The sequence below is a fragment of the Pseudomonas sp. LFS074 genome (assembly GCF_047978165.1).
Taxonomy (GTDB): Bacteria; Pseudomonadota; Gammaproteobacteria; order Pseudomonadales; family Pseudomonadaceae; genus Aquipseudomonas; species Aquipseudomonas putida_P.
In genome coordinates, this window is record NZ_JBFPFV010000001.1 from 1,091,821 (window position 1) to 1,115,580 (window position 23,760).

Genomic DNA, 23,760 nt, shown 5'->3' on the forward strand with positions numbered 1-23,760 from the left:
ACACAAGGCCGCTCCTACAGGATAGCGGCGCCCTTCAAACCGGCGCCGTCCCTGTAGGAGCGGCCTTGTGTCGCGAAAGGGCCGCAACGCGGCCCCTGCGGTCTATCAGATTGTTACAGCGCTGCAATCCGCGCATGTTGCTCGGTGAAGTTGGCCAGGGCCTGCTCGGACTCGGCCAGCTTGGCGCGCTCCTTCTCGATCACCGCAGGCGGCGCCTTGTCGACGAAGGCGGCGTTGGACAGCTTGCCGCCCACGCGCTGGACTTCACCTTGCAGACGCTGGATTTCCTTGTTCAGGCGAGCCAACTCGGCGTCTTTGTCGATCAGGCCTGCCATCGGCACCAGCACCTGCAGATCGCCCACCAGTGCGGTGGCCGACAGCGGCGCTTCGTCGGCATCGCCGAGGACGGTGAACGACTCGACCTTGGCCAGCTTCTTCAGCAGCGCTTCGTTTTCCTGCAGGCGGCGCTGGTCGTCGGCGTTGGCGTTCTTCAGGAACAGCGGCAGCGGCTTGCCGGGGCCGATGTTCATCTCGGCGCGGATGTTGCGCAGGCCGACCATCAGCTCTTTCAGCCACTCGATGTCGCCTTCTGCAGCGGCGTCGATGCGCGCTTCATTGGCCACTGGCCACGGCTGCAGCATGATGGTCTTGCCATCGATGCCAGCCAGCGGCGCGATGCGCTGCCAGATTTCTTCGGTGATGAACGGCATGAACGGGTGCGCCAGGCGCAGCGCTACTTCCAGCACGCGCACCAGGGTGCGGCGGGTGCCACGGGCGCGCTCGACCGGGGCGTTTTCGTCCCACAGTACCGGCTTGGACAGCTCCAGGTACCAGTCGCAGTACTGGTTCCAGATGAACTCGTACAACGCCTGGCTGGCCAGGTCGAAGCGGAACTGCTCCAGCTGGCGGGTCACTTCGGCTTCGGTGCGCTGCAGTTGCGAGATGATCCAGCGGTCGGCCAGCGACAGTTCGTAGGCTTCGCCGTTCTGACCGCAGTCTTCGCCCTTGTCCAGCACGTAGCGGGCAGCGTTCCAGATCTTGTTGCAGAAGTTGCGGTAGCCTTCGACGCGGCCCATGTCGAACTTGATGTCGCGGCCAGTGGAGGCCAGCGAGCAGAAGGTGAAGCGCAGGGCGTCGGTGCCGTAGCTGGCGATACCTTCAGGGAACTCGGCCTTGGTCTGCTTGGCGATTTTTTCGGCAAGCTTGGGCTGCATCATGCCGCTGGTGCGTTTTTCCAGCAGGGCATCGAGGGTGATGCCGTCGACGATGTCCAGCGGGTCCAGGACGTTGCCTTTGGACTTGGACATCTTCTGGCCCTGGCCGTCACGTACCAGGCCGTGCACGTACACGGTCTTGAACGGTACCTGCGGGGTGCCGTCTTCGTTCTTGATCAGGTGCATGGTCAGCATGATCATGCGCGCAACCCAGAAGAAGATGATGTCGAAGCCAGTCACCAACACGTCGGTGGAGTGGAACTTCTTGAGGAATTCGGTCTGTTCCGGCCAGCCCAGGGTGGAGAAGGTCCACAGGCCCGAGCTGAACCAGGTGTCGAGCACGTCGTCGTCCTGGCGCAGGACCACGTCGGCGCCCAGGTTATGCTTGGTGCGCACTTCAGCCTCGTCGCGGCCGACATAGACCTGGCCGGCCTCGTCGTACCACGCCGGAATGCGGTGGCCCCACCACAGCTGGCGGCTGATGCACCAGTCCTGGATATCGCGCATCCAGGAGAAGTACATGTTCTCGTACTGCTTGGGCACGAACTGGATGCGGCCATCTTCCACAGCGGCGATGGCGGGTTCTGCCAGCGGCTTGGTGGAAACGTACCACTGGTCGGTCAGCCACGGCTCGATGACAGTGCCGGAGCGGTCGCCTTTCGGCACTTTCAGCGCGTGGTCGTCGATGCTGACCAGCAGGCCCTGGGCGTCCAGGTCGGCGACGATCTGCTTGCGCGCGACAAAGCGGTCGAGGTTGGCGTACTGGGCCGGCAGTCGGGTGTCGACCTGCTCGTTGACGCTGCCGTCGAGGTTGAAGGCCTGGGCGCTGGCCAGCACGAAGGCGTTCTTGTCGAAGATGTTCAGCAGCGGCAGGTTGTGGCGCTTGCCGACTTCGTAGTCGTTGAAGTCGTGGGCCGGGGTGATCTTCACGCAACCGGTACCGAATTCTGGGTCGCAGTAGTCGTCGGCGATGATCGGAATGCGGCGACCGACCAGTGGCAGTTCAACGAACTTGCCGATCAGTGCCTGGTAACGTTCGTCGTTCGGGTTGACGGCCACGGCGGCGTCACCCAGCAGGGTTTCTGGACGCGTGGTGGCAACGACCAGGTAATCCTGGCCTTCGGCGGTCTTGGCGCCGTCGGCCAGCGGGTAGCGCAGGTTCCACAGGTGGCCTTTCTCGTCGTGGTTTTCCACTTCGAGGTCGGAGATGGCCGTGTGCAGCTTGGTGTCCCAGTTGACCAGGCGCTTGCCGCGGTAGATAAGGCCGTCTTCATGCAGGCGCACGAACGCTTCTTTAACGGCTTCGGAGAGGCCGTCGTCCATGGTGAAGCGCTCGCGGCTCCAGTCTACCGACGAGCCCAGGCGACGGATCTGGCGGCTGATGTTGCCACCGGACTGATCCTTCCACTCCCAGACCTTTTCCAGGAACTTTTCGCGGCCCAGGTCATGACGGTTCTGGCCTTTGGCTTCGAGCTGGCGCTCGACCAGCATCTGCGTGGCGATACCGGCGTGGTCGGTGCCTGGCTGCCACAGGGTGTCGCGGCCTTGCATGCGACGGAAACGGATCAGGGCGTCCATGATCGCGTTGTTGAACCCGTGGCCCATGTGCAGGCTGCCGGTGACGTTCGGCGGCGGGATCATGATGGTGTAGGACTCGCCTGCACCTTGCGGGGCGAAATAGTTCTCGGACTCCCAGGTGTTGTACCAGGAAGTTTCAATAGCGTGCGGCTGGTAGGTCTTATCCATGCGCGGCGGGACCCTGTGCATTTATTCGGGAAAGCCGAAAAGTATAACGAAGGCACAGGGTTTAGGCGACAGGCCGGGGGCTGCTTTGCAGCCCTTTCGCGACACAAGGCTGCTGCCACAGATGAACGCCTTCCTCCTGTGGCAGCGGCCTTGTGTCGCGAAGGTCACTCCGAACGCTTGATCAACCGCTCGATCCGCGCATCCAGCCGGCGCTTGATCTCGTTCTCGATGTGCGGGGTAAAGTCGTTGATCACGTCCTGCATGATCAACTGCGCAGCCGCCCGCAGCTCGCTTTCCAGGTGCAGCAGGGTGTCCTGGCGGCGGGTCTGCGGGTCTTCCTCGGGTTCTACAGCTACCGGTTTGGCAACAGGGGCAGGTTTGCCGGCAGGCTCTTCCAGCAGCAACGGGATCTGCTCTACCGTCTCGGTCAGCAGCGGCGGTTGCAGGTCGGCGTCGCCAAGCAGCTGGCGGATCGACTCAAGGTCATCGAGCAGGTGGGCGGAGTCGGGCAAAGGGGAGGGCTTGTCCATCGTCGTCAAAGTCGCTGTAAGCGGTGGTCTTGCAGAGCATAGCCCTGTTCACGGTAGAAACGGAATCGCTCACGGGCTGATTGGCGGATACCAGGCTCTTCGACGACGATTTCGGCTACCCGCTCGAACTGGCCGACAAAACCCGGCACGCTGGCGCCCAGGTTGATCAGCAGGTCGTGGTGCTCGCCTGCGTTGTCAGCCAGGCCCAGGGCCACGTCAGCATCGGCATGCACTTCGGCCAGGTCGTGGGGCACGAACGCCTCGCCCTTGAAACGCCATAAGCGCTGGTCCAGCTCGCTGCGCTGTTCAGTATCCTGGCAGTGCAGATAAACACGGTGGCCGAGGCGCCAGGCTTTTTCGCACAGTTTGCAGGCGAAATCGAGCCGCGCCGACAGCGAGTCGGTGGGCAAGATGTAGAAGTCGACTTTGCTCATGGTTGGTCTCGCCGGCCGGTGGCGCAGGGCACCACCGGCTTCACGGCGTCAGGCGCCAGCGCGGTCCAGCAGGTACTGGGTCAGCAGGGGGACCGGGCGGCCAGTGGCGCCCTTGTCCTTGCCGCCGCTTACCCAGGCGGTGCCGGCGATGTCCATGTGCGCCCAGTTGTAGGCCTTGGCGAAGCGCGACAGGAAGCAGCCAGCGGTGATGGTACCGGCCTTCGGCCCGCCGATGTTGCCCATGTCGGCGAACGGGCTGTCCAACTGCTCCTGGTATTCGTCGAACAGCGGCAGCTGCCAGGCACGGTCGTCGGCGCGCTTTCCGGCATCGAGCAACTGGCCGACCAGGTCGTCATTGTTGCCCATCAGGCCGGAGGTGTGGCTGCCCAGGGCAACGATGCAGGCGCCGGTCAGGGTGGCGATGTCGATCACCGCCTGTGGCTTGAAGCGTTCGGCGTAGGTCAGGGTATCGCACAGCACCAGGCGGCCTTCGGCGTCGGTGTTGAGAATTTCCACGGTCTGGCCGCTCATGGTGGTGACGATGTCACCCGGGCGGGTGGCGCCGCCACTTGGCATGTTCTCGGCGCAGGCCAGCAGGCACACCAGGTTGATCGGCAGTTGCAGCTCGAGCACGGCACGCAGGGTGCCGAACACGCTGGCGGCGCCGCACATGTCGTATTTCATTTCGTCCATGCCGGCGCCTGGCTTGAGGCTGATACCGCCGGTGTCGAAGGTAATGCCTTTACCGACCAGCACGAACGGCTTGTCGGCCTTCTTGCCGCCCTGATAATTGAGCACGATCAGGCGTGGCGGCTGGTCGCTGCCCTGGCCCACGGCGTAGAAAGCGCCCATGCCCAGGTCCTTGATCTTTTTCTCGTCCAGCACTTCAACCTTGAGGCCTTTGTGCGCCTTGCCCAGGTCCTTGGCCTGTTCGGCCAGGAAGCTTGGGTGGCAAAGGTTGGGCGGCAGGTTACCGAGGTCGCGGGTGAAGGCCATGCCGGTGGCGATGGCGCTGGCGTGCTTGACCGCGCGCTCGACTTCGGCCTGGCCGGCCTTGTCGGCCAGCAGGGTGACCTTTTTCAGGGCGCGTGGCTCGGCCTTCTGGCTTTTGAAACGATCGAACACATACTCGCCGTCGAGCAGGGTTTCAGCCAGCAGGCGGTACTTGCCGTAGTGGGCGTCGCGGTTGCTGACAGCGATATCGTCCAGAGCCAGTACGGCATCAGCGCCGTTCAGGCCCTTGAGTACGCCAGCGACACTGGCAACCAGTTTGCGCCAGGCGCGATCACCCAGGGCTTCTTCCTTGCCACTGCCAACCAGCAGCACGCGCTCGGCCTTCAGGCCCGCGAGGTTCTGCAGCAGCAAGGTCTGCCCCGGCTTGCCGGCCAGGTCGCCGCGCTTGAGCACGGCGCTGATGGCGCCTTCGCTGGCCTGGTCGACTGCCTTGGCAACAGCGCCGAGCTTGCGATTTTCACCTACCGGAATGACCAGCGTGGCGGTTTTTACGGATGCAGCAGCTACGCTTTTTACAACCAGTTCCATGTCAGGGTCCCCGAATGATCGATACGTATGGCGCTGTGCGTTCCAGCGCTCTGGACGGGCCTGGCCGCGTCGTCGCGCACCAGCAGAAAAGCTGCCAGTTTGAGCCTGCGGCAAGCGTGCTGACAACCCCGTTGTGCACCTTCATGCGCGGCCAAGTGACAGGGGCGGCCAATCACAGGATAATGCGCGCACTTTACATGGAGGTTCGCCTTTGGCGAACCGGCATTGGTCTTGGATGTACTAAGTCATTGTTTGGCGCCATTGCATGGCAGTCCGCCCTGACAACCCAGGAGTGTCTGGTTTGATCGTCTTTCGTTATCTGTCCCGCGAGGTCCTGGTGACCTTGAGCGCCGTCAGCGCTGTGCTGCTGGTGATCATCATGAGCGGGCGCTTCATCAAGTACCTGGCCCAGGCTGCCCAAGGCGTGCTCGATCCGGGTGTGCTGTTCCTGATCATGGGCTTCCGCCTGCCGGGCTTCCTGCAGCTGATCCTGCCGCTGGGGCTGTTCCTCGGCATTCTCCTGGCTTACGGGCGCCTGTACCTGGAAAGCGAGATGACCGTACTGTCGGCCACGGGCATGAGCCAGCAGCGCTTGCTGGGCCTGACCATGGCGCCGGCTGCCCTGGTCGCCCTGCTGGTGGCCTGGCTGAGCCTGAGCCTGGCACCGCTGGGCGTAGCCCAGGTGCAGCAGATCATCAGCCAGCAGGATGCCCTGACCGAGTTCGACACTCTGGTGCCGGGCCGCTTCCAGACATTACGTGATGGCTCGCGGGTAACCTACACCGAGCAACTGTCGGATGACCGCATCAACCTGGCTGGGGTGTTCATCTCCGAGAAGCGCTTCAACCAGGACAAGACCAAGGACCGTGCCCCGTCGGTGCTGGTCGCCGAGAAAGGCCACCAGGAGATCCAGGCCGACGGCAACCGCTACCTGGTCCTGGAGAACGGCTACCGCTACGACGGCAACCCGGGCCAGGCCGACTACCGTGCTATCAAGTACGACACTTACGGCGTGCTGCTGCCCAAGCCGGAAGTCGCCGAGGAGGTAACCGAGCGCGAAGCTATCCCTACCTCCGAGCTGATTGGCAAGAAAGGCCTGCGTGAGCGCGCCGAACTGCAATGGCGGATATCGCTGCCGATCCTGGTGTTTGTCGTTACCTTGCTGGCGGTGCCGCTGTCACGGGTCAACCCGCGACAAGGCCGCTTCCTCAAGCTGTTGCCAGCAATTCTTCTGTACATGGCCTACCTGACAATGCTGATTTCCGTACGCGGCGCCCTCGAGAAGGGCAAACTGCCGATCGCCCTGGGCATGTGGTGGGTCCACGGCCTGTTCCTGCTGATCGGCCTTGGTCTGATGTACTGGGAGCCTCTGCGCCTCAAACGCGCCGCTCGCCGTGCGGAGGTGGCCCATGGCTAAGCTCGACCGCTACATCGGCCAGAGCGTGCTGATGGCCATTCTGGCTGTGCTGGGGATCATCCTCGGCCTGGCCTCGCTGTTCGCCTTCATCGATGAGATGAGCGACCTGAGTGACACCTACACGGTGATGGAAGCGGGCAACTTCGTCCTGCTTACCGCACCACGGCGGCTGTACGAAATGCTGCCGATGGCGGCATTGATCGGCTGCCTGATCGGCCTGGGCAGCCTGGCCAGCAGCAGCGAACTGACCATCATGCGTGCGGCGGGTGTTTCCATCGGCCGTATCGTCTGGGCGGTGATGAAGCCGATGCTGGTGCTGATGCTGGTTGGCCTGCTGATTGGCGAGTACGTGGCACCGGTGACCGAGAACAAGGCCCAGGCCGACCGTTCCCTGGCCCAGGGTGGCGGTGAAGCGCAAAGCTCCAAACGCGGCATGTGGCACCGCCAGGGCGAGGAATACGTGCACATCAACGCCGTGCAGCCCAACGGCCTGCTGCTGGGTGTAACCCGCTACCGCTTCGACAACGAGCGCAAGATCGTCACCTCGAGCTTCGCCCGCCGCGCGCAGTACCAGGACGACCACTGGCTGCTGGCTGACGTGCGCACCACCTACTTCCGTGGCGACCACACCGAAGTGGTCAACGCGCCGCAGGAGCGCTGGGACGTTTCGCTTACGCCAGAACTGCTCAATACCGTGATTCTGGCGCCGGAGTCGCTGTCGATCACCGGGCTGTGGGACTACATCCACTACTTGTCCGACCAGGGCCTGAACAACGCCCGTTATTGGCTGGCGTTCTGGACCAAGGTGCTGCAGCCGATGGTGACGGCGGCACTGGTGCTGATGGCGATCTCGTTCATCTTTGGCCCGCTGCGTTCGGTGACGCTTGGCCAGCGCGTGTTCACCGGTGTACTGGTGGGCTTCGTGTTCCGCATCGGCCAGGACCTGCTGGGGCCTTCGAGCCAGGTGTTCGGCTTCCCGCCGCTGCTGGCGGTGGTGATCCCGGCAGGCATCTGTGCGCTGGCGGGTGTGTGGTTGTTGCGCCGAGCGGGTTGATGGCCTGAGCTGCATAAAAAGCCGACCCTAGGGTCGGCTTTTTCGTAGGCCCGTTCTGGGTCATTTCTTCTGCTTCGGCACCCGCACCAGTTGGCTTTCCGAGTAGATGTCATGCCAACCGCGCTTGCGCTTGTCGATCAGCACCCAGAAAAAACCCAGCCCCAGGCACAGCCATGAGGCGATCGATACCACAAAGCGCAACAGCGCCTGCCACAGGCTGATGGCCGAGCCATCGGCGTTCTGCACCCGCACACCCCACACCTGCATGCCCAGGGTCTGCCCACCGTGGGTCCAGAACTTGGCAAAGAAGCCGAACAGGGCGAACAGCAACACCGTTGACAGCAGAGGGTCGCCATCCAGTGCGCCGGCCTCGGTCAGCTCGCGCATACGCGCCTCGCCGATAATCGACATCTGGATCATCTTGTAGGCACCAGCGGTTACGATCAGCAGTGCCGTACACAGCAGAAAGTCATAGAACATCGCCGCCAGGCGCCGGCCCAGGCCGACCGGCGGAAAATCACCCTGGGGTGTGAGCAGAGGCTTGGACATGCAGGACGGCTCCAGAAGACGAAGCCGCTATTCTACGGGCAAAAAAAAGCCCCTGCACTTGGCAGGGGCTTTTGGGTGTCTGGTATTCGCTTATGCGACGACCTGAACCTGGTCGGCCTGCAGGCCTTTCTGGCCCTGGACGGCTACGAAGGTAACCTTCTGGCCTTCTTTCAGGCTTTTGAAACCGTTGCCTTCGATAGCACGGAAGTGCACGAACAGATCAGCACCGCTTTCTGGGGTGATGAAACCGTAACCTTTCTCGTCGTTAAACCACTTGACGGTACCGTTCTGACGCTCAGCCATTGTCTTATTTCCTATGAAGCTTGAATTTTGATGACAGTTACTTTCGCACTTGTTTGTAAGCGAAAGATTACTGGGCTGGGTTGCAGGAAAGTAAGAGACGTCGAACGGGTTGTAGCAAATCTCGGCTACTGGCCCAGGTCACGAACTGTTGCGACCCATGCAAACACAGTGCAGTGACTCTACGCCAACTCCCGAGCGAAAAACAAGCCCTTGGTCGTATGGAAAAATGACCGTCTGCCGATAACCGACCGCTTTGTCGGAAACGGCGTGGCGCCTGGCCTGGCGCCATGTTCAAAAGTTATTGGGAAGGTTCGAAAACGAATATGTCGAACCTGCCCACAACCTTCACAGAACCGTTTCAACCACGGTAGTAACGTTGTGCCACGAAAGGCATTTTGCTGACTTTCAAGGCAACCTTCTTGCCGCGTACTACGGCAAACAGGGGGGTGTCGAGTGCAGCATGTTCACTCTCGATATAACCCATTGCAACAGGGGCGCCGAGTGTCGGGCCAAAGCCACCGCTGCACACTTTACCTACCGGTTTATCGTTTGCATCGACAATGTCCGCCCCTTCACGTACTGGGGTACGTTCTTGTGGCAACAGCCCGACACGTTTGCGCGCCACTCCCTCGCGCTGGTGGGCGAAGATTGCCTCGGCGCCAGGGAACCCTGCAGCACGCGCACCCTCGGCACGGCGCACTTTGGAAATCGCCCACAGCAGACTGGCTTCGATCGGAGTGGTCTCGGTATTCATGTCATGGCCATACAGGCACAGGCCGGCTTCCAGGCGCAGCGAGTCGCGCGCGCCCAGGCCGATAGGTTGTACTTCCGGCTCGGCCAGCAGGCGGCGGGCCAAAGCTTCGGCGCCTTGGACCGGTACCGAAATCTCGTAGCCGTCTTCGCCGGTGTAGCCCGAGCGGCTGACGAAGCAGTCTTCACCCAGCAGTTTCACCGGGCGGAACTGCATGAAGGTCATGCCGGCCACTTCCGGGGCCAGGCGCTCAAGCACCTTGACCGCTGCCGGCCCTTGCAGGGCGAGCAGGGCACGCTGCTCGAACAATGGCTGCACCTCGCAACGGCCGCCGATGTGCGTTTGCAGGTGGGCCAGGTCCTGGTCCTTGCAAGCGGCGTTCACCACCAGGAACAGGGTGTCGTCGCCCAGGTTGGCCACCATCAGGTCGTCAAGGATACCGCCTTGTTCATTGGTGAACATGGCATAGCGTTGCATGCCCACCGGCAGGTCGATGATGTCCACTGGCACCAGGCTTTCCAAGGCCTTGGCGGCATCGGCGCCGCGCAGGATGATCTGGCCCATGTGCGAGACATCGAACAGGCCGGCCTGCTCGCGGGTGTGCAGGTGTTCCTTGAGCACGCCCAGCGGGTACTGCACTGGCATGTCGTAGCCGGCGAACGGCACCATGCGCGCCCCCAATTCCAGGTGCAGGGCATGCAGTGGGGTCTTGAGCAGTGTTTCGGACATCGGTGACTCCTTGCTGTTGTTGTCGGGTCAACATTCGATGATGTTGACGGCCAGGCCGCCTCGGGCGGTCTCTTTGTATTTGCTTTTCATGTCGGCGCCAGTCTGGCGCATGGTGCGGATGACCTTGTCGAGGGACACGAAGTGCTGGCCGTCCCCGCGCAAGGCCATGCGCACCGCGTTGATGGCTTTCACCGAACCCATGGCATTGCGTTCGATGCAGGGCACCTGCACGAGGCCTCCGATCGGGTCGCAGGTCAGGCCCAGGTTGTGTTCCATGCCGATTTCGGCGGCGTTCTCCACCTGCTGCACGCTGCCGCCCATCACTTCGCACAACGCCCCGGCGGCCATCGAACAGGCGACGCCGACTTCTCCCTGGCAGCCCACTTCGGCGCCGGAGATGGAGGCGTTTTCCTTGTACAGGATGCCGATGGCCGCAGCGGTGAGCAGAAAGCGCACCACCCCGTCCTCGCTGGCACCCGGCACGAAACGCATGTAGTAGTGCAGTACCGCCGGGACGATGCCCGCCGCACCGTTGGTGGGGGCGGTAACCACACGCCCGCCATAGGCGTTTTCCTCGTTCACCGCCAAAGCGTAGAGATTGACCCAGTCAAGCACCGACAGGGCGTCACGCAGGCTGGCCTCCGGGTGGCGGCTCAGTTGGCGGTACAGGGCTGGTGCCCGGCGTTTTACCTTGAGCCCTCCTGGCAAGATACCTTCGTGCTGGCAACCGGCTTCGACGCAATCCTGCATCACCTGCCAGATGCGCAGCAGCCCGGCGCGGGTTTCTGCCTCTGGGCGCCAGGCGGCCTCGTTGGCCAACATCACTTGGCTGACTGACAGTTGCATTGCAGAGCAATGGCCTAGCAGTTCCTTGGCCGTCTTGAAGGGGTAGGCCAGCACAGTGCTGTCCTCGACGATGCGGTCATGGCCGGCGGCGTCCTCATCCACCACGAAACCGCCGCCCACCGAGTAGTACTCGCGGCTGCGGATTTGCAGGCCGGCCTCGTCGAACGCGCGGAAGATCATGCCATTGGGGTGGTAGTCCAGCGGCTTGCGGATCATCGCCAGGTGCTGCTTTTCGATGAACGCAATGCTGTGCTCGCCCAGCAGGTTGATGCGGCCGCTGTCGCGGATGGCCTGCAGCCGAGCCGGGATGCTGTCGGTGTCGATAATGTCTGGGTGTTCGCCTTCAAGGCCCAGCAGCACGGCCTTGTCACTGCCATGGCCCTTGCCGGTGGCGCCCAGTGAGCCATACAGCTCGGCCCTGACGCTGGCGGTGCTGGCAAGCAGGCCGTCACGGCGCAGCCCTTCGGCAAAGCGCGCAGCGGCACGCATCGGGCCGACTGTGTGTGAACTGGAGGGGCCGATGCCGATCTTGAACAGGTCGAAGACACTCAATGACATGGTGACCTCCTGCCAGGGTTTCAGGACGGACGGTGAACCCTGTGGGAGCGGGTTTACCCGCGAATGCGGCGGTAAAGCCACCATCGCATTCGCGGGTAAACCCGCTCCCACAGAGGCCCACACCTCAACTCAGGGAACGGGCCCGAAAGCTATCAGGCGTCCTGATAGCTCTCGATCGACGGGCAGGCGCATACCAGGTTACGGTCGCCGAACACGTTGTCGACCCGGCCGACTGGCGGCCAGTATTTGCCTTCCACCAGGCTCGGCAGCGGGTACACCGCCTGTTCGCGGCTGTAGCCATGGGCCCATTCGCCAACCAGCTCGGCCGCCGTGTGCGGGGCGTTTTTCAGCGGGTTGTCGTCCTTGTCCAGGCTACCGTTCTCGACCGCGCGAATTTCTTCGCGGATCTGGATCATCGCGTTGCAGAAACGGTCGAGTTCTTCCTTGGACTCGCTTTCGGTCGGTTCGATCATCAGCGTGCCTGCCACCGGGAAGGACATGGTCGGGGCATGGAAGCCGAAGTCGATCAGGCGCTTGGCCACGTCGTCGACGCTGATGCCGCTGGTGTCCTTCAGCGGGCGCAGGTCGAGGATGCACTCGTGAGCCACCAGGCCATTACCGCCGGTATACAGAACAGGATAGTGCTCTTCCAGGCTGCGGGCGATGTAGTTGGCATTGAGGATCGCCATCTGCGAGGCACGCTTGAGGCCGGCACCGCCCATCATGCGGATGTACATCCAGGTGATCGGCAGGATGCTGGCGCTGCCGAACGGTGCGGCGCACACCGCACCTTCGGTGTTTTCCAGTTTCGCGTGACCAGGCAGGAACGGCGCCAGGTGCGACTTGACGCCAATCGGGCCGACGCCCGGGCCGCCGCCACCGTGCGGGATGCAGAAGGTCTTGTGCAGGTTCAGGTGGGAAACGTCGCCACCGAACTTGCCAGGGGCGCACAGGCCGACCATGGCGTTCATGTTGGCGCCGTCGATATACACCTGGCCACCGTTGTCGTGAATGATTGCGCAGATTTCGCCGATCGCTTCCTCGAACACACCGTGGGTCGACGGGTAGGTAATCATGATCGCGGCCAGGCGCTCGCGGTGTTCGATGGCCTTGGCGCGCAGGTCCTCGACATCGACGTTGCCGCGGGCGTCACAAGCGGTGACTACGACGCGCATGCCCGCCATGTGTGCGGTGGCCGGGTTGGTGCCGTGGGCCGACGATGGGATCAGGCAGATGTCGCGGTGGCTTTCGCCGCGGCTGCGGTGATAGGCGCGGATGGCCAACAGGCCTGCGTATTCGCCCTGCGAGCCGGCGTTGGGCTGCAGCGATACTGCGTCATAACCGGTGGCGGCACACAGCATGGCCTCCAGTTCGGTGGTCATCTGCAGGTAGCCTTGGCTCTGCTCGGCCGGGGCGAACGGGTGCAGGTTGCCGAACTCGGCCCAGGTGACCGGGATCATTTCGCTGGCGGAGTTCAGCTTCATGGTGCACGAGCCCAGCGGGATCATGCTGCGGTCCAGCGCCAGGTCCTTGTCGGCCAGGCGGCGCAGGTAGCGCATCAACTCGGTTTCGCTGTGGTAGCGGTTGAACACGGGGTGTTCGAGGATGGCCGACTGGCGCAGCAGGGCGGTGGGCAGCAGCGAACCGGTGCTGGCGGCCAGGGCGACGAAGTCAGGTTGTGCCTGGTCACCAGCGAACAGCTGCCACAGCGACTCGACGTCAGCCTGGCTGCTGGTTTCGTCCAGCGACAGGCCCAGGTGGGCGGCGTCGATCTGGCGCAGGTTGATGCCCTGGGCGCGTGCCTTGTCATGCAAGCTGGTGGTGGCGGTACCGGTGGCCAGGGTCAGGGTGTCAAAGGCGCTGGTGCCCACTACCGGTACGCCCAGGGCCTTCAGGCCGGCGGCCAGGATCGCGGTCAGCGCATGGGTACGCTCGGCAATGCGCTTGAGGCCGGCCGGGCCGTGGTACACGGCAAACATGCTGGCGATGTTGGCCAGCAGTACCTGTGCGGTGCAGATGTTGCTGGTGGCCTTTTCGCGGCGGATGTGCTGCTCGCGGGTTTGCATGGCCAGGCGCAGGGCGGTTTTGCCGAAGCGGTCGATCGATACGCCGACCAGGCGGCCCGGCATGTCGCGCTTGAACGCGTCGCGGGTGGCGAAGTAGGCCGCGTGCGGGCCACCGAAGCCCAGGGGTACGCCAAAACGCTGGGCGCTGCCGATGGCCACGTCGGCGTCGAACTCGCCCGGAGGGGTCAGCAGCGTCAGCGCCAGCAGGTCGGCAGCGACGGCGACCAAGGCGTTGGCGGCGTGGAAGCGCTGTACCACTTCACGGTAGTCGAACACTTCACCGTTGCTGGCTGGGTACTGCAGCAGGGCGCCGAAGAAGGCGCTGACATCGCCCAGCTCGCGCTCGTCGCCGACCACGACCTCGATACCCAGCGGCTCGGCGCGGGTGCGCAGCACGTCCAGGGTTTGCGGGTGGCAGTGCACGGAGGCGAAGAAGGTGTGGCTGGCCTTGTTCTTCGACAGGCGCTTGCAGAAGGTCATGGCCTCTGCGGCGGCAGTGGCTTCGTCGAGCAGCGAGGCATTGGCGATCGGCAGGCCGGTCAGGTCGCTGATCAAGGTCTGGAAGTTCAGCAGCGCTTCCAGGCGGCCCTGGGAAATTTCTGGCTGGTACGGGGTGTAGGCGGTGTACCAGGCTGGGTTTTCCAGCAGGTTGCGCAGGATCGGCGCCGGAGTGTGGGTGTTGTAGTAGCCCTGGCCGATGTAACTTTTGAACAGCTGGTTCTTGCCGGCGATGGCCTTGAGCGCGGCGAGCGCGTCGGCTTCGCTCTGGCCGTCGTGCGAGCCAAGCACGCTGGTGCCCTTGATGCTGTCAGGGATGACTGCGGCAGTCATGGCGTCCAGCGAGTCGAAGCCCAGGGCGGCGAGCATGGCCTGTTCGTCAACGGCGCGCGGGCCGATGTGGCGGGCGATGAATTCGTTGGCGGTGCCGAGGTTGATGGTCATGGCGCAGTTCCTCAAGCGTCGTCGTTGGCTTTGATCAGGCGGTCGTAGGCGTCCTGGTCGAGCAGTGCGCTGACTTCGCTCATGTCGGCCGGGTTGAAGCGGAAGAACCAGCCTTCGCCCATCGGGTCTTCGTTGACCAGCTCTGGGCTGTTTTCGAGCTGGTCGTTGACCGCGACCACTTCGCCGCTCAGCGGCATGTACACGCCGCTGGCGGCCTTTACCGATTCAACGGTGGACGCTTCGCTGCCTTTCTCGTACTGCTGCAACTCGGGCAGTTGCACGAAAACCACATCGCCAAGGGCGTTCTGGGCGTAGGCGGTGATACCCACGGTGACGCTGCCATCGGCTTCGACGCGCAGCCATTCGTGATCTTCAGTGAAACGCAACTCGCTCATGGGGAATCCTCGGGAAGCAGGGCGTTGGGCGCGGTGGCTCCGCGCTCTTGGGTTGCGATTCCCTAAGCAATATCGCGGCCAATCACAAAAAATCGTTATAAATCATATGCTTATATTGTTTCTGCAATGCGTTTGACATTTTTGTGGAACGATAACGCTACAGTTGGCGAGGGGAGAGAAAGGGTTTTGTGATCAAACCCTTGTGCAGACGCATCTGAATGGTTGTGTATCGATTTCAATCCGGCGTACTGAAATCGATACAGCCTTGAGAGCCGGGTTCATCCTCCGATAAGGAGGAGCAATGCCAGGTACAACTTGATCACGACGACATTGATGATGTCGATGAAGAACGCGCCCACCATCGGTACCACCAGAAAGGCAATCTGGGAGGCGCCGTAGCGCTGGGTCACCGCCTGCATGTTGGCGATGGCCGTCGGCGTCGCACCCAAGCCGAAGCCGCAGTGCCCTGCGGCCAGGACTGCCGCATCGTAGTTGCGCCCCATCACCCTGAAGGTCACGAAGATCGCGAATAGCGCCATGACCAGTGTCTGCACGGCCAACAAGATGAAGAAGGGTAAGGCCAGGGCTGCCAGGTCCCACAATTTGAGCGACATCAAGGCAATGGCCAGGAACAGGGACAAACTCACGTTGCCCATTACTGACACTTCCCGCTCGAATACACGGTAAAAGCCGATTGCTGAAAGCCCGTTGCGCAACACTACCCCCACGAAGAGTACGCAGACGAAGGTCGGTAGTTCAAATGTTGTGCCTTTCAATGCGCTATTAAGTAGTGTGCCGGCCAGCAAGCTGACGGCAATAAGTGCGAGGGTCTCGATAAATGTAAATGGCGTAATCAGGCGCTCTTTATGCGGGTGTTCGAAACCCTTTGGTAACTGCGGAACTTCTTCTTCGATACCGGGTGCCTTGACGCGCTTGATCAACATCCTGGCGACGGGACCACCAATCAAACCGCCCAGCACCAGGCCGAAGGTGGCAGAGGCCATTGCCAGTTCGGATGCCGAAGCCAGGCCAAATCTCTCGGTGAAGGTTGCGCCCCAGGCAGCGCCTGTACCGTGGCCCCCCGACAAACTGATAGAACCGGTCAGCAAGCCCATCAGCGGATCGAGCCCCAATGCTGTTGCCAGGCCGATGCCCATGGCGTTCTGAACCAGCAGCAAGCCTGTGACCACCAGCAAAAACACCGCCACCACGCGCCCGCCCTTTTTCAGGCTGGCGAAGTCTGCACTCAAGCCGATGGTGGCGAAGAATGCCAACATCAACGGCGTTTGCAGCGAGGTATCAAACTGGACGTGTACATCGAAACTGCGCAAGGCCAAGAGTGACAAGGCAACGACCAGGCCGCCTGCAACAGGCTCCGGGATATTGTAAGTACGCAGGAAACCAATTCGTGCGACCAAACTACGCCCCAGTAGCAATACTAAAGAGGCGGCTACAAGTGTCCCGTAAAAATCGAGTTAAATCATCAGGGTACTCTTCGTTCAGGGTGACAAGCGAAATTACAACGTCACCATTCTACGGCGAGCACTCCCGTCAATTGCGGCTGCGCGGTTAGGAAAAGTCTGAACCATCCGCCAGTTTTGACGATAACTATCAGGGTTTGCCGGGTATTCCATATTTGCGCAAGCGCTGGGCGATGGCGGTATGCGAAGTTTGCAAGCGCCCGGCCAGTTGCCGCGTCGATGGGTAACTGGCATACAGGCGCTGCAACAGTTCGCGTTCGAAATCTCCCACGGCCTGTTCCAGGCTGGCCACTTCACCCTCTTGCCCGCGTGCCACCGAGGTCCCCGCAATGTCCAGGTCGCCGATGTCCACCAGGTTGCTCTCGCAGATGGCCGCCGCGCGGAAAATCACGTTCTGCAACTGACGCACATTGCCCGGCCAAGGGTTGGCCAGCAGTGCCGAATGGGTGGCCGGAGTCAGCCGGCAGGCTGGGCGCTGGATCTGCGTGCAAGCCTGCTGCATGAAGAAGTGCGCCAGCATCAGGATGTCCTGGCCACGGTCGCGCAGTGGCGGCACCTGCAGGTTGAGCACGTTCAGGCGGTAGAACAGGTCTTCGCGGAAGCTACCTTCGGCAACCATGCGCTCCAGGTCGCGGTGGGTGGCGCTGATGATGCGCACATCCACCTTCACCTCGCGGTCACCGCCCACCCGGCGGAAGCTGCCGTCGCTGAGAAAGCGCAGCAGCTTGGCCTGCAGGTACGGTGACATTTCGCCAATTTCATCAAGGAACACCGTGCCCTGATTGGCCAACTCCATCAGCCCGGGCTTGCCACCGCGTTGCGCGCCGGTGAAGGCGCCGGGGGCGTAACCGAACAACTCGCTCTCGGCCAGGCTCTCGGGCAGCGCGGCGCAATTCAGTGCCAGGAACGGTGCCGCATGGCGGCTGCTGATGGCATGGCAGGCGCGGGCGACCAGCTCTTTACCCGTGCCGGTTTCACCATGTACCAGCAGTGGCGCATCAAGCGCTGCCACGCGCAGGGCGCGGGCCTTCAGGGTGCGTATGACCGGCGACTCGCCAAGCAAGGCATCGAAGCCTTCGGCGTGGTCGTGGTGCAGGGCCGACAGGCGTTCGCCCATGCGCGAAGGTGGGTACAGCGTCAGCAGGCCACCGGCGTTGGTGATCGGCATGGCGTCCAGCAGCAGGCTCTGGCCGTTCAACTGCATTTCGCGCATGGGCAGGTGGAAGTTGTTGTCCAGCAGGGCCTGCAGCAGTGCAGGGTCGCCAAACAGTTCATCCACCGAGCGCCCGGCGGATTCACGGCCGCACAGTTCGATCAGCGCCGGGTTGGCCAGCAACACCAGGCCTGCGCTGTCCACCGCCAGCACCGGGTCGCTCATGGCCGCTAGCAGGGCATCGAGTTGCAGGTGGCGACGCTGGCCGGGGAGGATGTCGACCACGTCCACCGACTGCACGCCGTGTACTTCGAACAGCGCGTCATGCAGTTCTTCGAGCACGGCGGGGCTGAGGGTGGGGGCGTCGATGTAGACGTTCGGCGGGACCATCTCCACGGCGTCCAGGTTGAGGTTGCGGGCACCGAGCAGGGCGAGGACTTCCTGGGTGATGCCGACGCGGTCGATGAAGCTGACGTGGATGCGCATGGGGAGGCGAAAGGTGGTGGCCGGGGAGGGCGGTAGTATGCCTTAACATCGCCGGGGCCGCTTTGCGGCCCTATCGCGACACTAGGCCACTCCCACAACGTTTACGCATTCAGTTGTGGGAGCGGCCTTGGGCTGCAAAGCAGCCGCAAAATGCTGAAATCACTCGAGATGTTCAGGTTTGATCGGGTCGCCCGATTTCACATCGAGCTTTTCGCGGATGTCCGCGAACATATAGTCATAGAGCTTGTGTGGCGAACTCAGGGTCTCGAACTTCTTTGGCGGCGCCAGGTACGACTGGGCCTTGCGGGTCAGCAGCATGAGGAAACTGGGCAGTACCTGGTCCTTGGGGAGGAAGAACTTTTCTTCCACCGGTTTGCCTTCGATGCTGCCATGCATGTGGAATTGAATGCCTCTGCCTTCCCTGGGGTCCGACACGGCCTCGTACTCGATGTTCAGGTCGTAGCTGTGGTCGGCATTGTTCAGCGCAGTGCGCTCGATGTGTACATGACCGGGGTGGTACTGGGCCATGGTTAGCTCCTTTGGAAGGTCGAAAATGGCGGGCCCCGTGAGCCCGCCGACTGCATTCAACGGTAGCTGATCCCAGGCTTCTCGGTAGAAACCCGAGTGCCGGCGGTGCCCTTGACGATGTCCTCGATGTTTTCCAGCGAGCTGATCACGGCGACCTTGCCGGTATTGCGGGCGAAATCACTGGCTGCTTGAACCTTCGGCCCCATGGAGCCGGCAGCGAAGCCCAAGCGTTCGAGTTCGTCCGGGTGGGCCTGGGCAATGGCTTTCTGCGTTGGCTTGCCCCAGTCAATGTAGGCTGCATCGACGTCGGTGGCGATTATCAGAAGGTCGGCTTCCAATTGTTCGGCCAGCAGCGCCGAGCACAGGTCTTTGTCGATCACCGCCTCGATGCCTTTGAGCTTGCGGTTTTCATCGTACATGGTGGGGATGCCGCCACCGCCGGCGCAAATCACGATACTGCTCTTTTCCAGCAGCCACTTGATCGGGCGAATTTCGAAGATGCGCTTGGGTTTCGGGCTGGCCACCACGCGGCGGTACTTGTCGCCGTCGGCCTTGACTACCCAGCCCTTTTCCTTGGCCAGGCGCTCGGCTTCTTCCTTGCTGTAGACCGGGCCGATGAACTTGGTCGGGTCCTTGAACGCTGGGTCGTTGGCGTCCACTTCCACCTGAGTCAGCAAGGTGGCGAACGGCACCTCGAAGGCCAGCAGGTTGCCCAGTTCCTGTTCGATCATGTAGCCGATCATGCCTTCGGTTTCGGCACCCAGCACGTCCAGTGGGTAGGCTTCGTCCGGCTTGTAGGAAAGGGCCTGCAGCGACAGCAGGCCGACTTGCGGGCCGTTGCCGTGGGCGATGACCAGCTCGTTACCGGGGTGAATCTTGGCGATCTGTTCGGTGGCGGTGCGGATATTGGCGCGCTGGTTGTCAGCGGTCATGGGCTCGCCGCGACGCAGCAGGGCGTTGCCGCCCAATGCAACAACGATACGCATGGGGAATGTCCTTTGCATTTGCAGAAGAGGGGTACACCTCGCCCCCCACAAGGAGGGCGAGGTACGCCGTCAGAGGTCAGCCAGGGTCGAAACCAGGATCGCCTTGATCGTGTGCATGCGGTTTTCCGCCTGCTCGAAGGCGATGCAGGCGGGTGACTCGAACACGTCGTCGGTCACTTCGATACCGTTGGCCAGGTCTGGGTACTGTTCGGCGATCTGCTTGCCGACTTTGGTTTCGGAGTTGTGGAACGCCGGCAGGCAGTGCATGAACTTGGTCCGTGGGTTGCCGGTGGACTTCATCAGTTCGGCATTCACCTGATAAGGCTTGAGCTGCTTGATGCGCTCACCCCAGGCCTCGATCGGCTCACCCATCGATACCCACACGTCGGTATGCACGAAGTCCACACCCTTGACCGCGGCTTTCGGATCTTCGGTGAGGGTGATGCGCGCGCCGCTTTCTTCAGCGTACTTCTTGCAGCGTTCGACCAGGTCGTCGTGTGGCCACAGCGCCTTGGGCGCGGCGATGCGCACATCCATGCCAAGCTTGGCGCCAATCAACAGCAGCGAGTTGCCCATGTTGTTGCGGGCGTCGCCCAGGTAGGCGTAGCTGATGTCGTGCAGCGGCTTGTCGCTGTGTTCGCGCATGGTCAGCACGTCGGCGATCATCTGCGTCGGGTGATATTCGTCGGTCAAGCCGTTGAACACCGGTACGCCGGCGAACTTGGCCAGCTCTTCGACGATTTCCTGCTTGAAGCCACGGTATTCGATGGCGTCGTACATGCGCCCGAGCACACGGGCAGTGTCCTTCATGCTCTCCTTGTGACCGATCTGCGAAGAGTTGGGGTCGATATAGGTAACGTTGGCGCCCTGGTCATAGGCGGCCACTTCGAACGCGCAGCGGGTACGGGTGGAGGTTTTTTCGAAGATCAGGGCAATGTTGTTGCCCTTCAGGTGCTGCTGTTCGGTGCCGGTGTACTTGGCGCGCTTGAGGTCGCGGGACAGGTCAAGCAGGTAGCGCAACTCGCGCGTGGTGTGGTGTTCCAGGCTGAGCAGGTTGCGGTTGTGAATGTTGAACGCCATGACAGTTTCTCCTTGAGTCCGGTGATGTCCCGGCCGCCACTTTGTGGGTGCGGCCGGGCGTAATGGTCGTTAGTAGTCGATCGGGTCGCGCACAATCGGGCAGGTCATGCAGTGGCCGCCGCCCCGGCCCCGGCCCAGTTCGCCGGCGCTGATGGTGATGACCTCGATGCCGGCCTTGCGCAGCAGGGTGTTGGTGTAGGTGTTGCGGTCGTAGCCGATGACCACGCCGGGCTCGATGGCCACCACGTTGTTGCCGTCATCCCACTGTTCGCGCTCGGCGGCGAAGCTGTTGCCGCCGGTCTCGACCACGCGCAGGCCACCCTTGAGGCCAAGCTGCTCGCCGACCACTTCGATGAACGACTTGTTGATACGGCGCACATCCATGCCGTAAGGCTTGCTTTCGTCCGGGCGGATGATGAATGGCACGATCTCTTTCACCACTTCCGGGAAGACCGTGACCAGGTCGCGGTCGCAGAAGCTGAACACGGTGTCCAGGTGCATGGCGGCGCGGGACTTCGGCAGGCCGGCAACGATCACTTCCTTGACGGCGCCCTTGGCGAACAGGTTCTGCGCCAGTTGGCCAATGGCCTGGCGCGAGGTGCGCTCGCCCATGCCGATGAGCACGATGCCATTGCCGATCGGCATCACGTCACCGCCTTCGAGGGTGGCATTGCCGTGGTCCTTGTCCGGGTCGCCGTACCACACCTGGAAGTCAGCGCCGGTGAATTCCTTGTGGAACTTGTAGATGGCGGTGGTCAGCAGGGTTTCCTGGCGGCGCGCCGGCCAGTACATCGGGTTCAGCGTGACGCCGCCGTAGATCCAGCAGGTGGTGTCGCGGGTGAACTGGGTGTTGGGCAGTGGCGGCAGGATGAAGCTGGAGTGGCCCAGGTAGTCGTTGTACATCTTGACCACATCGGCGCCTTCGCTCTGTGGCAGGTCCTGGCCCGCCACACCACCGATCAGGAATTCGGCCAGGTGACGCGGGTCAAGGCCTTCGAGCCAGCTGCGCACTTCGTTGGTCAGCCCCACGCCGACGGTGTCGGGGGTGATCTTGCGGTCGAGGATCCACTTCAGGGCCTCTTTGTTCTGCACGATGTCGGTCAGCAGGTTGTGCATTTCCAGCACATCCACGCCACGCTCGCGCATCTTGGTGACGAAGTCGAAATGGTCACGCTTGGCCTGGTCGACCCAGATCACATCGTCGAACAGCAGTTCGTCGCAGTTGCTCGGCGTCAGGCGCTTGTGCGCCAAGCCCGGGGCGCAAACCATCACTTTGCGCAGTTTGCCGGCTTCGGAGTGGACACCGTACTTCTGTTTTTCAGCGGACATGGTTTCATTCCTCCAATTGAACGAAGACGTGGGTCAAAGGGTCAGGAAGCCGTCGTACAGGCCAAAGGCTGCCACCAGGGCGCCGACGACCACGGCTGCGAAGATCAGTTTTTCCACGTTGGTGAAGACAGGTTGGCCTACCTCACGCTTGGCCTTGGCGAACAGGATGGCGCCAGGTGCGTAGAGCAGGGCCGAGAGCAGCAGGTATTTCACACCGCCGGCGTACAGCAGCCAGACGGCGTACAACAAGGCGATACCGCCGATGATCAGGTCTTTCTTGCGCTCGGCCAGGGCCTGTTCGTAGGTTTCGCTGCGCAGTGCCAGCAGGAAGGCGTAGGCCGCCGACCACAGGTAGGGCACCAGGATCATCGAGGTGGCGAGGTAGATCAGCGACAGGTAGGTGCTGTTGGAGAACAGCGTGATCACCAGGAAGATCTGCACCATGGCGTTGGTCAGCCACAGGGCGTTGGCCGGTACCTGGTTGGCGTTCTCGCGGCGCAGGAACTCCGGCATGGTGTGGTCCTTGGCGGCGGCGAACATGATCTCGGCGCACAGCAGCACCCACGACAGCAGGGCCCCCAGCAGCGAGATGATCAGGCCGACGCTGATCAGCACCGCGCCCCAGTGGCCGACCACATGTTCCAGCACGGCGGCCATCGACGGGTTCTGCAGCTTGGCCAGCTCTGGTTGGGTCATGATGCCCAGCGACAGCACGTTGACCAGCACCAGGAACAGCAGCACGGTAACGAAGCCGATGACCGTGGCCTTACCCACGTCAGAGCGTTTTTCCGCCCGGGACGAGAAAATGCTCGCGCCCTCGATGCCGATGAACACCCACACGGTGACCAGCATCATGTTGCGCACCTGGTTCATCACGCTGCCAAGCTCTGGTGTGCCTACGGCCCAGATGTCGGCGGTGAAGATATCGAGCCTGAAGGCGAACAGGCAGATCAGGGCGAACAGCACCAGCGGCACCACTTTGGCCACGGTGGTGACCAGGTTGATGAACGCTGCCTCCTTGATACCGCGCAATACCAGGAAGTGCACGGCCCACAACAGGATCGACGCGCCAATGATGGCGGCCGGCGTGTTGCCTTCACCGAAGATTGGGAAGAAGTAGCCCAAGGTGCTGAACAACAGCACGAAGTAGCCGACGTTGCCCAGCCAGGCACTGATCCAGTAGCCCCAGGCTGAGGAGAAGCCCATGTAGTCGCCAAAACCGGCCTTGGCGTAGGCATATACCCCGCCATCCAGATCAGGCTTGCGGTTGGCCAAGGTCTGGAACACGAACGCCAGGGTCAGCATGCCGACCGCGGTGATGCCCCAACCGATCAACACCGCGCCAACCCCTGCGCTGGCGGCCATGTTTTGCGGCAGCGAGAAGATCCCGCCACCAATCATCGAACCGACGACAAGTGCAACTAACGCACCAAGCTTTAGTTTTCCGGATGAATCAGACATTTAACAACTCCTGCCAGGAGAAAGTTGACGACAGAATAGATCCGACGCCTTTGCCGTAACCTGACTTGCGTCAGTTTAAGGCGATGTGAAGGTAGGAAATTTCCTTCACGGGTGCTCCTGGAGAGTGCCGACAGCTTAAGCTGCAGGCCTTGCGCGCTGGCACCTCCATGTCCTTCTAGA

General features: G+C 62.2%; 18 protein-coding genes and 1 pseudogene. 2 read left to right on the plus strand and 17 right to left on the minus strand.

The annotated features are described in order from the left end of the window. Nucleotides 1–113 precede the first annotated feature (113 nt). The 4 genes from ACNQP3_RS05035 to ACNQP3_RS05050 all read right to left on the minus strand — a co-directional run bounded on the left by ACNQP3_RS05035 (nucleotide 114) and on the right by ACNQP3_RS05050 (nucleotide 5,466). Complete coding sequence (locus tag ACNQP3_RS05035; protein WP_012270678.1) at nucleotides 114–2,960, minus strand: valine--tRNA ligase; 2,847 nt, start codon at nucleotides 2,958–2,960, stop codon at nucleotides 114–116. Between the two features lie 164 nt (nucleotides 2,961–3,124). Further along, nucleotides 3,125–3,490 (minus strand): DNA polymerase III subunit chi, encoded by a 366-nt coding sequence (locus ACNQP3_RS05040; RefSeq protein ID WP_264316852.1) that lies wholly within the window; start codon nucleotides 3,488–3,490, stop codon nucleotides 3,125–3,127. Nucleotides 3,491–3,495: 5 nt separating this feature from the next. Continuing rightward, complete coding sequence (locus ACNQP3_RS05045) at nucleotides 3,496–3,924, minus strand: DNA polymerase III subunit chi (protein WP_060493431.1); 429 nt, start codon at nucleotides 3,922–3,924, stop codon at nucleotides 3,496–3,498. 48 nt (nucleotides 3,925–3,972) lie between these two features. Beyond that, nucleotides 3,973–5,466, minus strand: coding sequence for a leucyl aminopeptidase (locus ACNQP3_RS05050; RefSeq protein WP_012270681.1), 1,494 nt, complete (start codon nucleotides 5,464–5,466; stop codon nucleotides 3,973–3,975). 301 nt (nucleotides 5,467–5,767) lie between these two features. Between ACNQP3_RS05050 and lptF the strand changes: the two genes are divergently transcribed. Together lptF and lptG are read left to right on the plus strand one after the other, a co-directional pair. Then, on the plus strand, nucleotides 5,768–6,883 hold the full coding sequence (gene lptF / locus ACNQP3_RS05055) for an LPS export ABC transporter permease LptF (RefSeq protein ID WP_012270682.1): 1,116 nt from the start codon (nucleotides 5,768–5,770) through the stop codon (nucleotides 6,881–6,883). Beyond that, the gene (lptG, locus tag ACNQP3_RS05060; protein ID WP_012270683.1) at nucleotides 6,876–7,937 is read left to right on the plus strand and encodes an LPS export ABC transporter permease LptG; all 1,062 of its coding nucleotides are present in this window, start codon (nucleotides 6,876–6,878) and stop codon (nucleotides 7,935–7,937) included. Before lptF ends, lptG begins: the two co-directional genes overlap by 8 nt. 60 nt (nucleotides 7,938–7,997) lie before the next feature. Here the strand turns inward: lptG and ACNQP3_RS05065 are convergent, their stop codons facing one another. The 13 genes and pseudogenes from ACNQP3_RS05065 to arcD all read right to left on the minus strand — a co-directional run bounded on the left by ACNQP3_RS05065 (nucleotide 7,998) and on the right by arcD (nucleotide 23,580). After that, nucleotides 7,998–8,486: an RDD family protein gene (locus tag ACNQP3_RS05065; protein ID WP_003255094.1), complete on the minus strand. Its 489-nt coding sequence runs from the start codon at nucleotides 8,484–8,486 to the stop codon at nucleotides 7,998–8,000. Between the two features lie 90 nt (nucleotides 8,487–8,576). Beyond that, the gene (locus ACNQP3_RS05070; RefSeq protein ID WP_012270684.1) at nucleotides 8,577–8,789 is read right to left on the minus strand and encodes a cold-shock protein; all 213 of its coding nucleotides are present in this window, start codon (nucleotides 8,787–8,789) and stop codon (nucleotides 8,577–8,579) included. A gap of 358 nt (nucleotides 8,790–9,147) precedes the next feature. Then, nucleotides 9,148–10,269: a glycine cleavage system aminomethyltransferase GcvT gene (gcvT, locus tag ACNQP3_RS05075; RefSeq protein ID WP_012270685.1), complete on the minus strand. Its 1,122-nt coding sequence runs from the start codon at nucleotides 10,267–10,269 to the stop codon at nucleotides 9,148–9,150. A 27-nt stretch (nucleotides 10,270–10,296) separates the two neighbouring features. Further along, entirely contained in the window at nucleotides 10,297–11,673 is a 1,377-nt protein-coding gene (locus tag ACNQP3_RS05080; RefSeq protein WP_012270686.1) for an L-serine ammonia-lyase, read from the minus strand. Between the two features lie 152 nt (nucleotides 11,674–11,825). Beyond that, complete coding sequence (gene gcvP, locus ACNQP3_RS05085) at nucleotides 11,826–14,681, minus strand: aminomethyl-transferring glycine dehydrogenase (RefSeq protein WP_264316853.1); 2,856 nt, start codon at nucleotides 14,679–14,681, stop codon at nucleotides 11,826–11,828. Nucleotides 14,682–14,692: 11 nt separating this feature from the next. Beyond that, complete coding sequence (gene gcvH / locus ACNQP3_RS05090) at nucleotides 14,693–15,076, minus strand: glycine cleavage system protein GcvH (protein WP_012270688.1); 384 nt, start codon at nucleotides 15,074–15,076, stop codon at nucleotides 14,693–14,695. A gap of 278 nt (nucleotides 15,077–15,354) precedes the next feature. Beyond that, nucleotides 15,355–16,551: pseudogene (gene gltS, locus ACNQP3_RS05095) on the minus strand (sodium/glutamate symporter); the annotation flags it as partial. 136 nt (nucleotides 16,552–16,687) lie between these two features. Further along, entirely contained in the window at nucleotides 16,688–18,196 is a 1,509-nt protein-coding gene (locus tag ACNQP3_RS05100) for a sigma-54-dependent transcriptional regulator (protein WP_012270690.1), read from the minus strand. Between the two features lie 159 nt (nucleotides 18,197–18,355). Next, nucleotides 18,356–18,724 (minus strand): DUF5064 family protein, encoded by a 369-nt coding sequence (locus ACNQP3_RS05105; RefSeq protein WP_012270691.1) that lies wholly within the window; start codon nucleotides 18,722–18,724, stop codon nucleotides 18,356–18,358. 56 nt (nucleotides 18,725–18,780) lie between these two features. After that, nucleotides 18,781–19,710 carry a carbamate kinase gene (gene arcC, locus ACNQP3_RS05110; RefSeq protein WP_012270692.1) on the minus strand — a complete coding sequence of 310 codons (930 nt, stop codon included), beginning with the start codon at nucleotides 19,708–19,710 and terminating at the stop codon, nucleotides 18,781–18,783. A gap of 69 nt (nucleotides 19,711–19,779) precedes the next feature. Beyond that, entirely contained in the window at nucleotides 19,780–20,790 is a 1,011-nt protein-coding gene (locus tag ACNQP3_RS05115; protein ID WP_012270693.1) for an ornithine carbamoyltransferase, read from the minus strand. A gap of 69 nt (nucleotides 20,791–20,859) precedes the next feature. Beyond that, on the minus strand, nucleotides 20,860–22,119 hold the full coding sequence (gene arcA / locus ACNQP3_RS05120; RefSeq protein ID WP_012270694.1) for an arginine deiminase: 1,260 nt from the start codon (nucleotides 22,117–22,119) through the stop codon (nucleotides 20,860–20,862). Between the two features lie 33 nt (nucleotides 22,120–22,152). Beyond that, nucleotides 22,153–23,580, minus strand: a complete 1,428-nt coding sequence (arcD, locus tag ACNQP3_RS05125) for an arginine-ornithine antiporter (RefSeq protein WP_012270695.1) — start codon at nucleotides 23,578–23,580, stop codon at nucleotides 22,153–22,155. Nucleotides 23,581–23,760 lie beyond the last annotated feature (180 nt).

What these genes read in the sequence shown, in the direction of transcription:
- ACNQP3_RS05115 (WP_012270693.1), bottom strand. Translation starts at nt 20,790, where the DNA reads ATGGCGTTCAACATTCACAACCGCAACCTGCTCAGCCTGGAACACCAC.
- arcD (WP_012270695.1), bottom strand. Translation starts at nt 23,580, where the DNA reads ATGTCTGATTCATCCGGAAAACTAAAGCTTGGTGCGTTAGTTGCACTT.
- arcC (WP_012270692.1), bottom strand. Translation starts at nt 19,710, where the DNA reads ATGCGTATCGTTGTTGCATTGGGCGGCAACGCCCTGCTGCGTCGCGGC.
- ACNQP3_RS05065 (WP_003255094.1), bottom strand. Translation starts at nt 8,486, where the DNA reads ATGTCCAAGCCTCTGCTCACACCCCAGGGTGATTTTCCGCCGGTCGGC.
- ACNQP3_RS05080 (WP_012270686.1), bottom strand. Translation starts at nt 11,673, where the DNA reads ATGTCATTGAGTGTCTTCGACCTGTTCAAGATCGGCATCGGCCCCTCC.
- ACNQP3_RS05035 (WP_012270678.1), bottom strand. Translation starts at nt 2,960, where the DNA reads ATGGATAAGACCTACCAGCCGCACGCTATTGAAACTTCCTGGTACAAC.
- ACNQP3_RS05070 (WP_012270684.1), bottom strand. Translation starts at nt 8,789, where the DNA reads ATGGCTGAGCGTCAGAACGGTACCGTCAAGTGGTTTAACGACGAGAAA.
- arcA (WP_012270694.1), bottom strand. Translation starts at nt 22,119, where the DNA reads ATGTCCGCTGAAAAACAGAAGTACGGTGTCCACTCCGAAGCCGGCAAA.
- ACNQP3_RS05045 (WP_060493431.1), bottom strand. Translation starts at nt 3,924, where the DNA reads ATGAGCAAAGTCGACTTCTACATCTTGCCCACCGACTCGCTGTCGGCG.
- ACNQP3_RS05050 (WP_012270681.1), bottom strand. Translation starts at nt 5,466, where the DNA reads ATGGAACTGGTTGTAAAAAGCGTAGCTGCTGCATCCGTAAAAACCGCC.
- gcvP (WP_264316853.1), bottom strand. Translation starts at nt 14,681, where the DNA reads ATGACCATCAACCTCGGCACCGCCAACGAATTCATCGCCCGCCACATC.
- ACNQP3_RS05100 (WP_012270690.1), bottom strand. Translation starts at nt 18,196, where the DNA reads ATGCGCATCCACGTCAGCTTCATCGACCGCGTCGGCATCACCCAGGAA.
- lptG (WP_012270683.1), top strand. Translation starts at nt 6,876, where the DNA reads ATGGCTAAGCTCGACCGCTACATCGGCCAGAGCGTGCTGATGGCCATT.
- ACNQP3_RS05040 (WP_264316852.1), bottom strand. Translation starts at nt 3,490, where the DNA reads ATGGACAAGCCCTCCCCTTTGCCCGACTCCGCCCACCTGCTCGATGAC.
- ACNQP3_RS05105 (WP_012270691.1), bottom strand. Translation starts at nt 18,724, where the DNA reads ATGGCCCAGTACCACCCCGGTCATGTACACATCGAGCGCACTGCGCTG.
- gcvT (WP_012270685.1), bottom strand. Translation starts at nt 10,269, where the DNA reads ATGTCCGAAACACTGCTCAAGACCCCACTGCATGCCCTGCACCTGGAA.
- gcvH (WP_012270688.1), bottom strand. Translation starts at nt 15,076, where the DNA reads ATGAGCGAGTTGCGTTTCACTGAAGATCACGAATGGCTGCGCGTCGAA.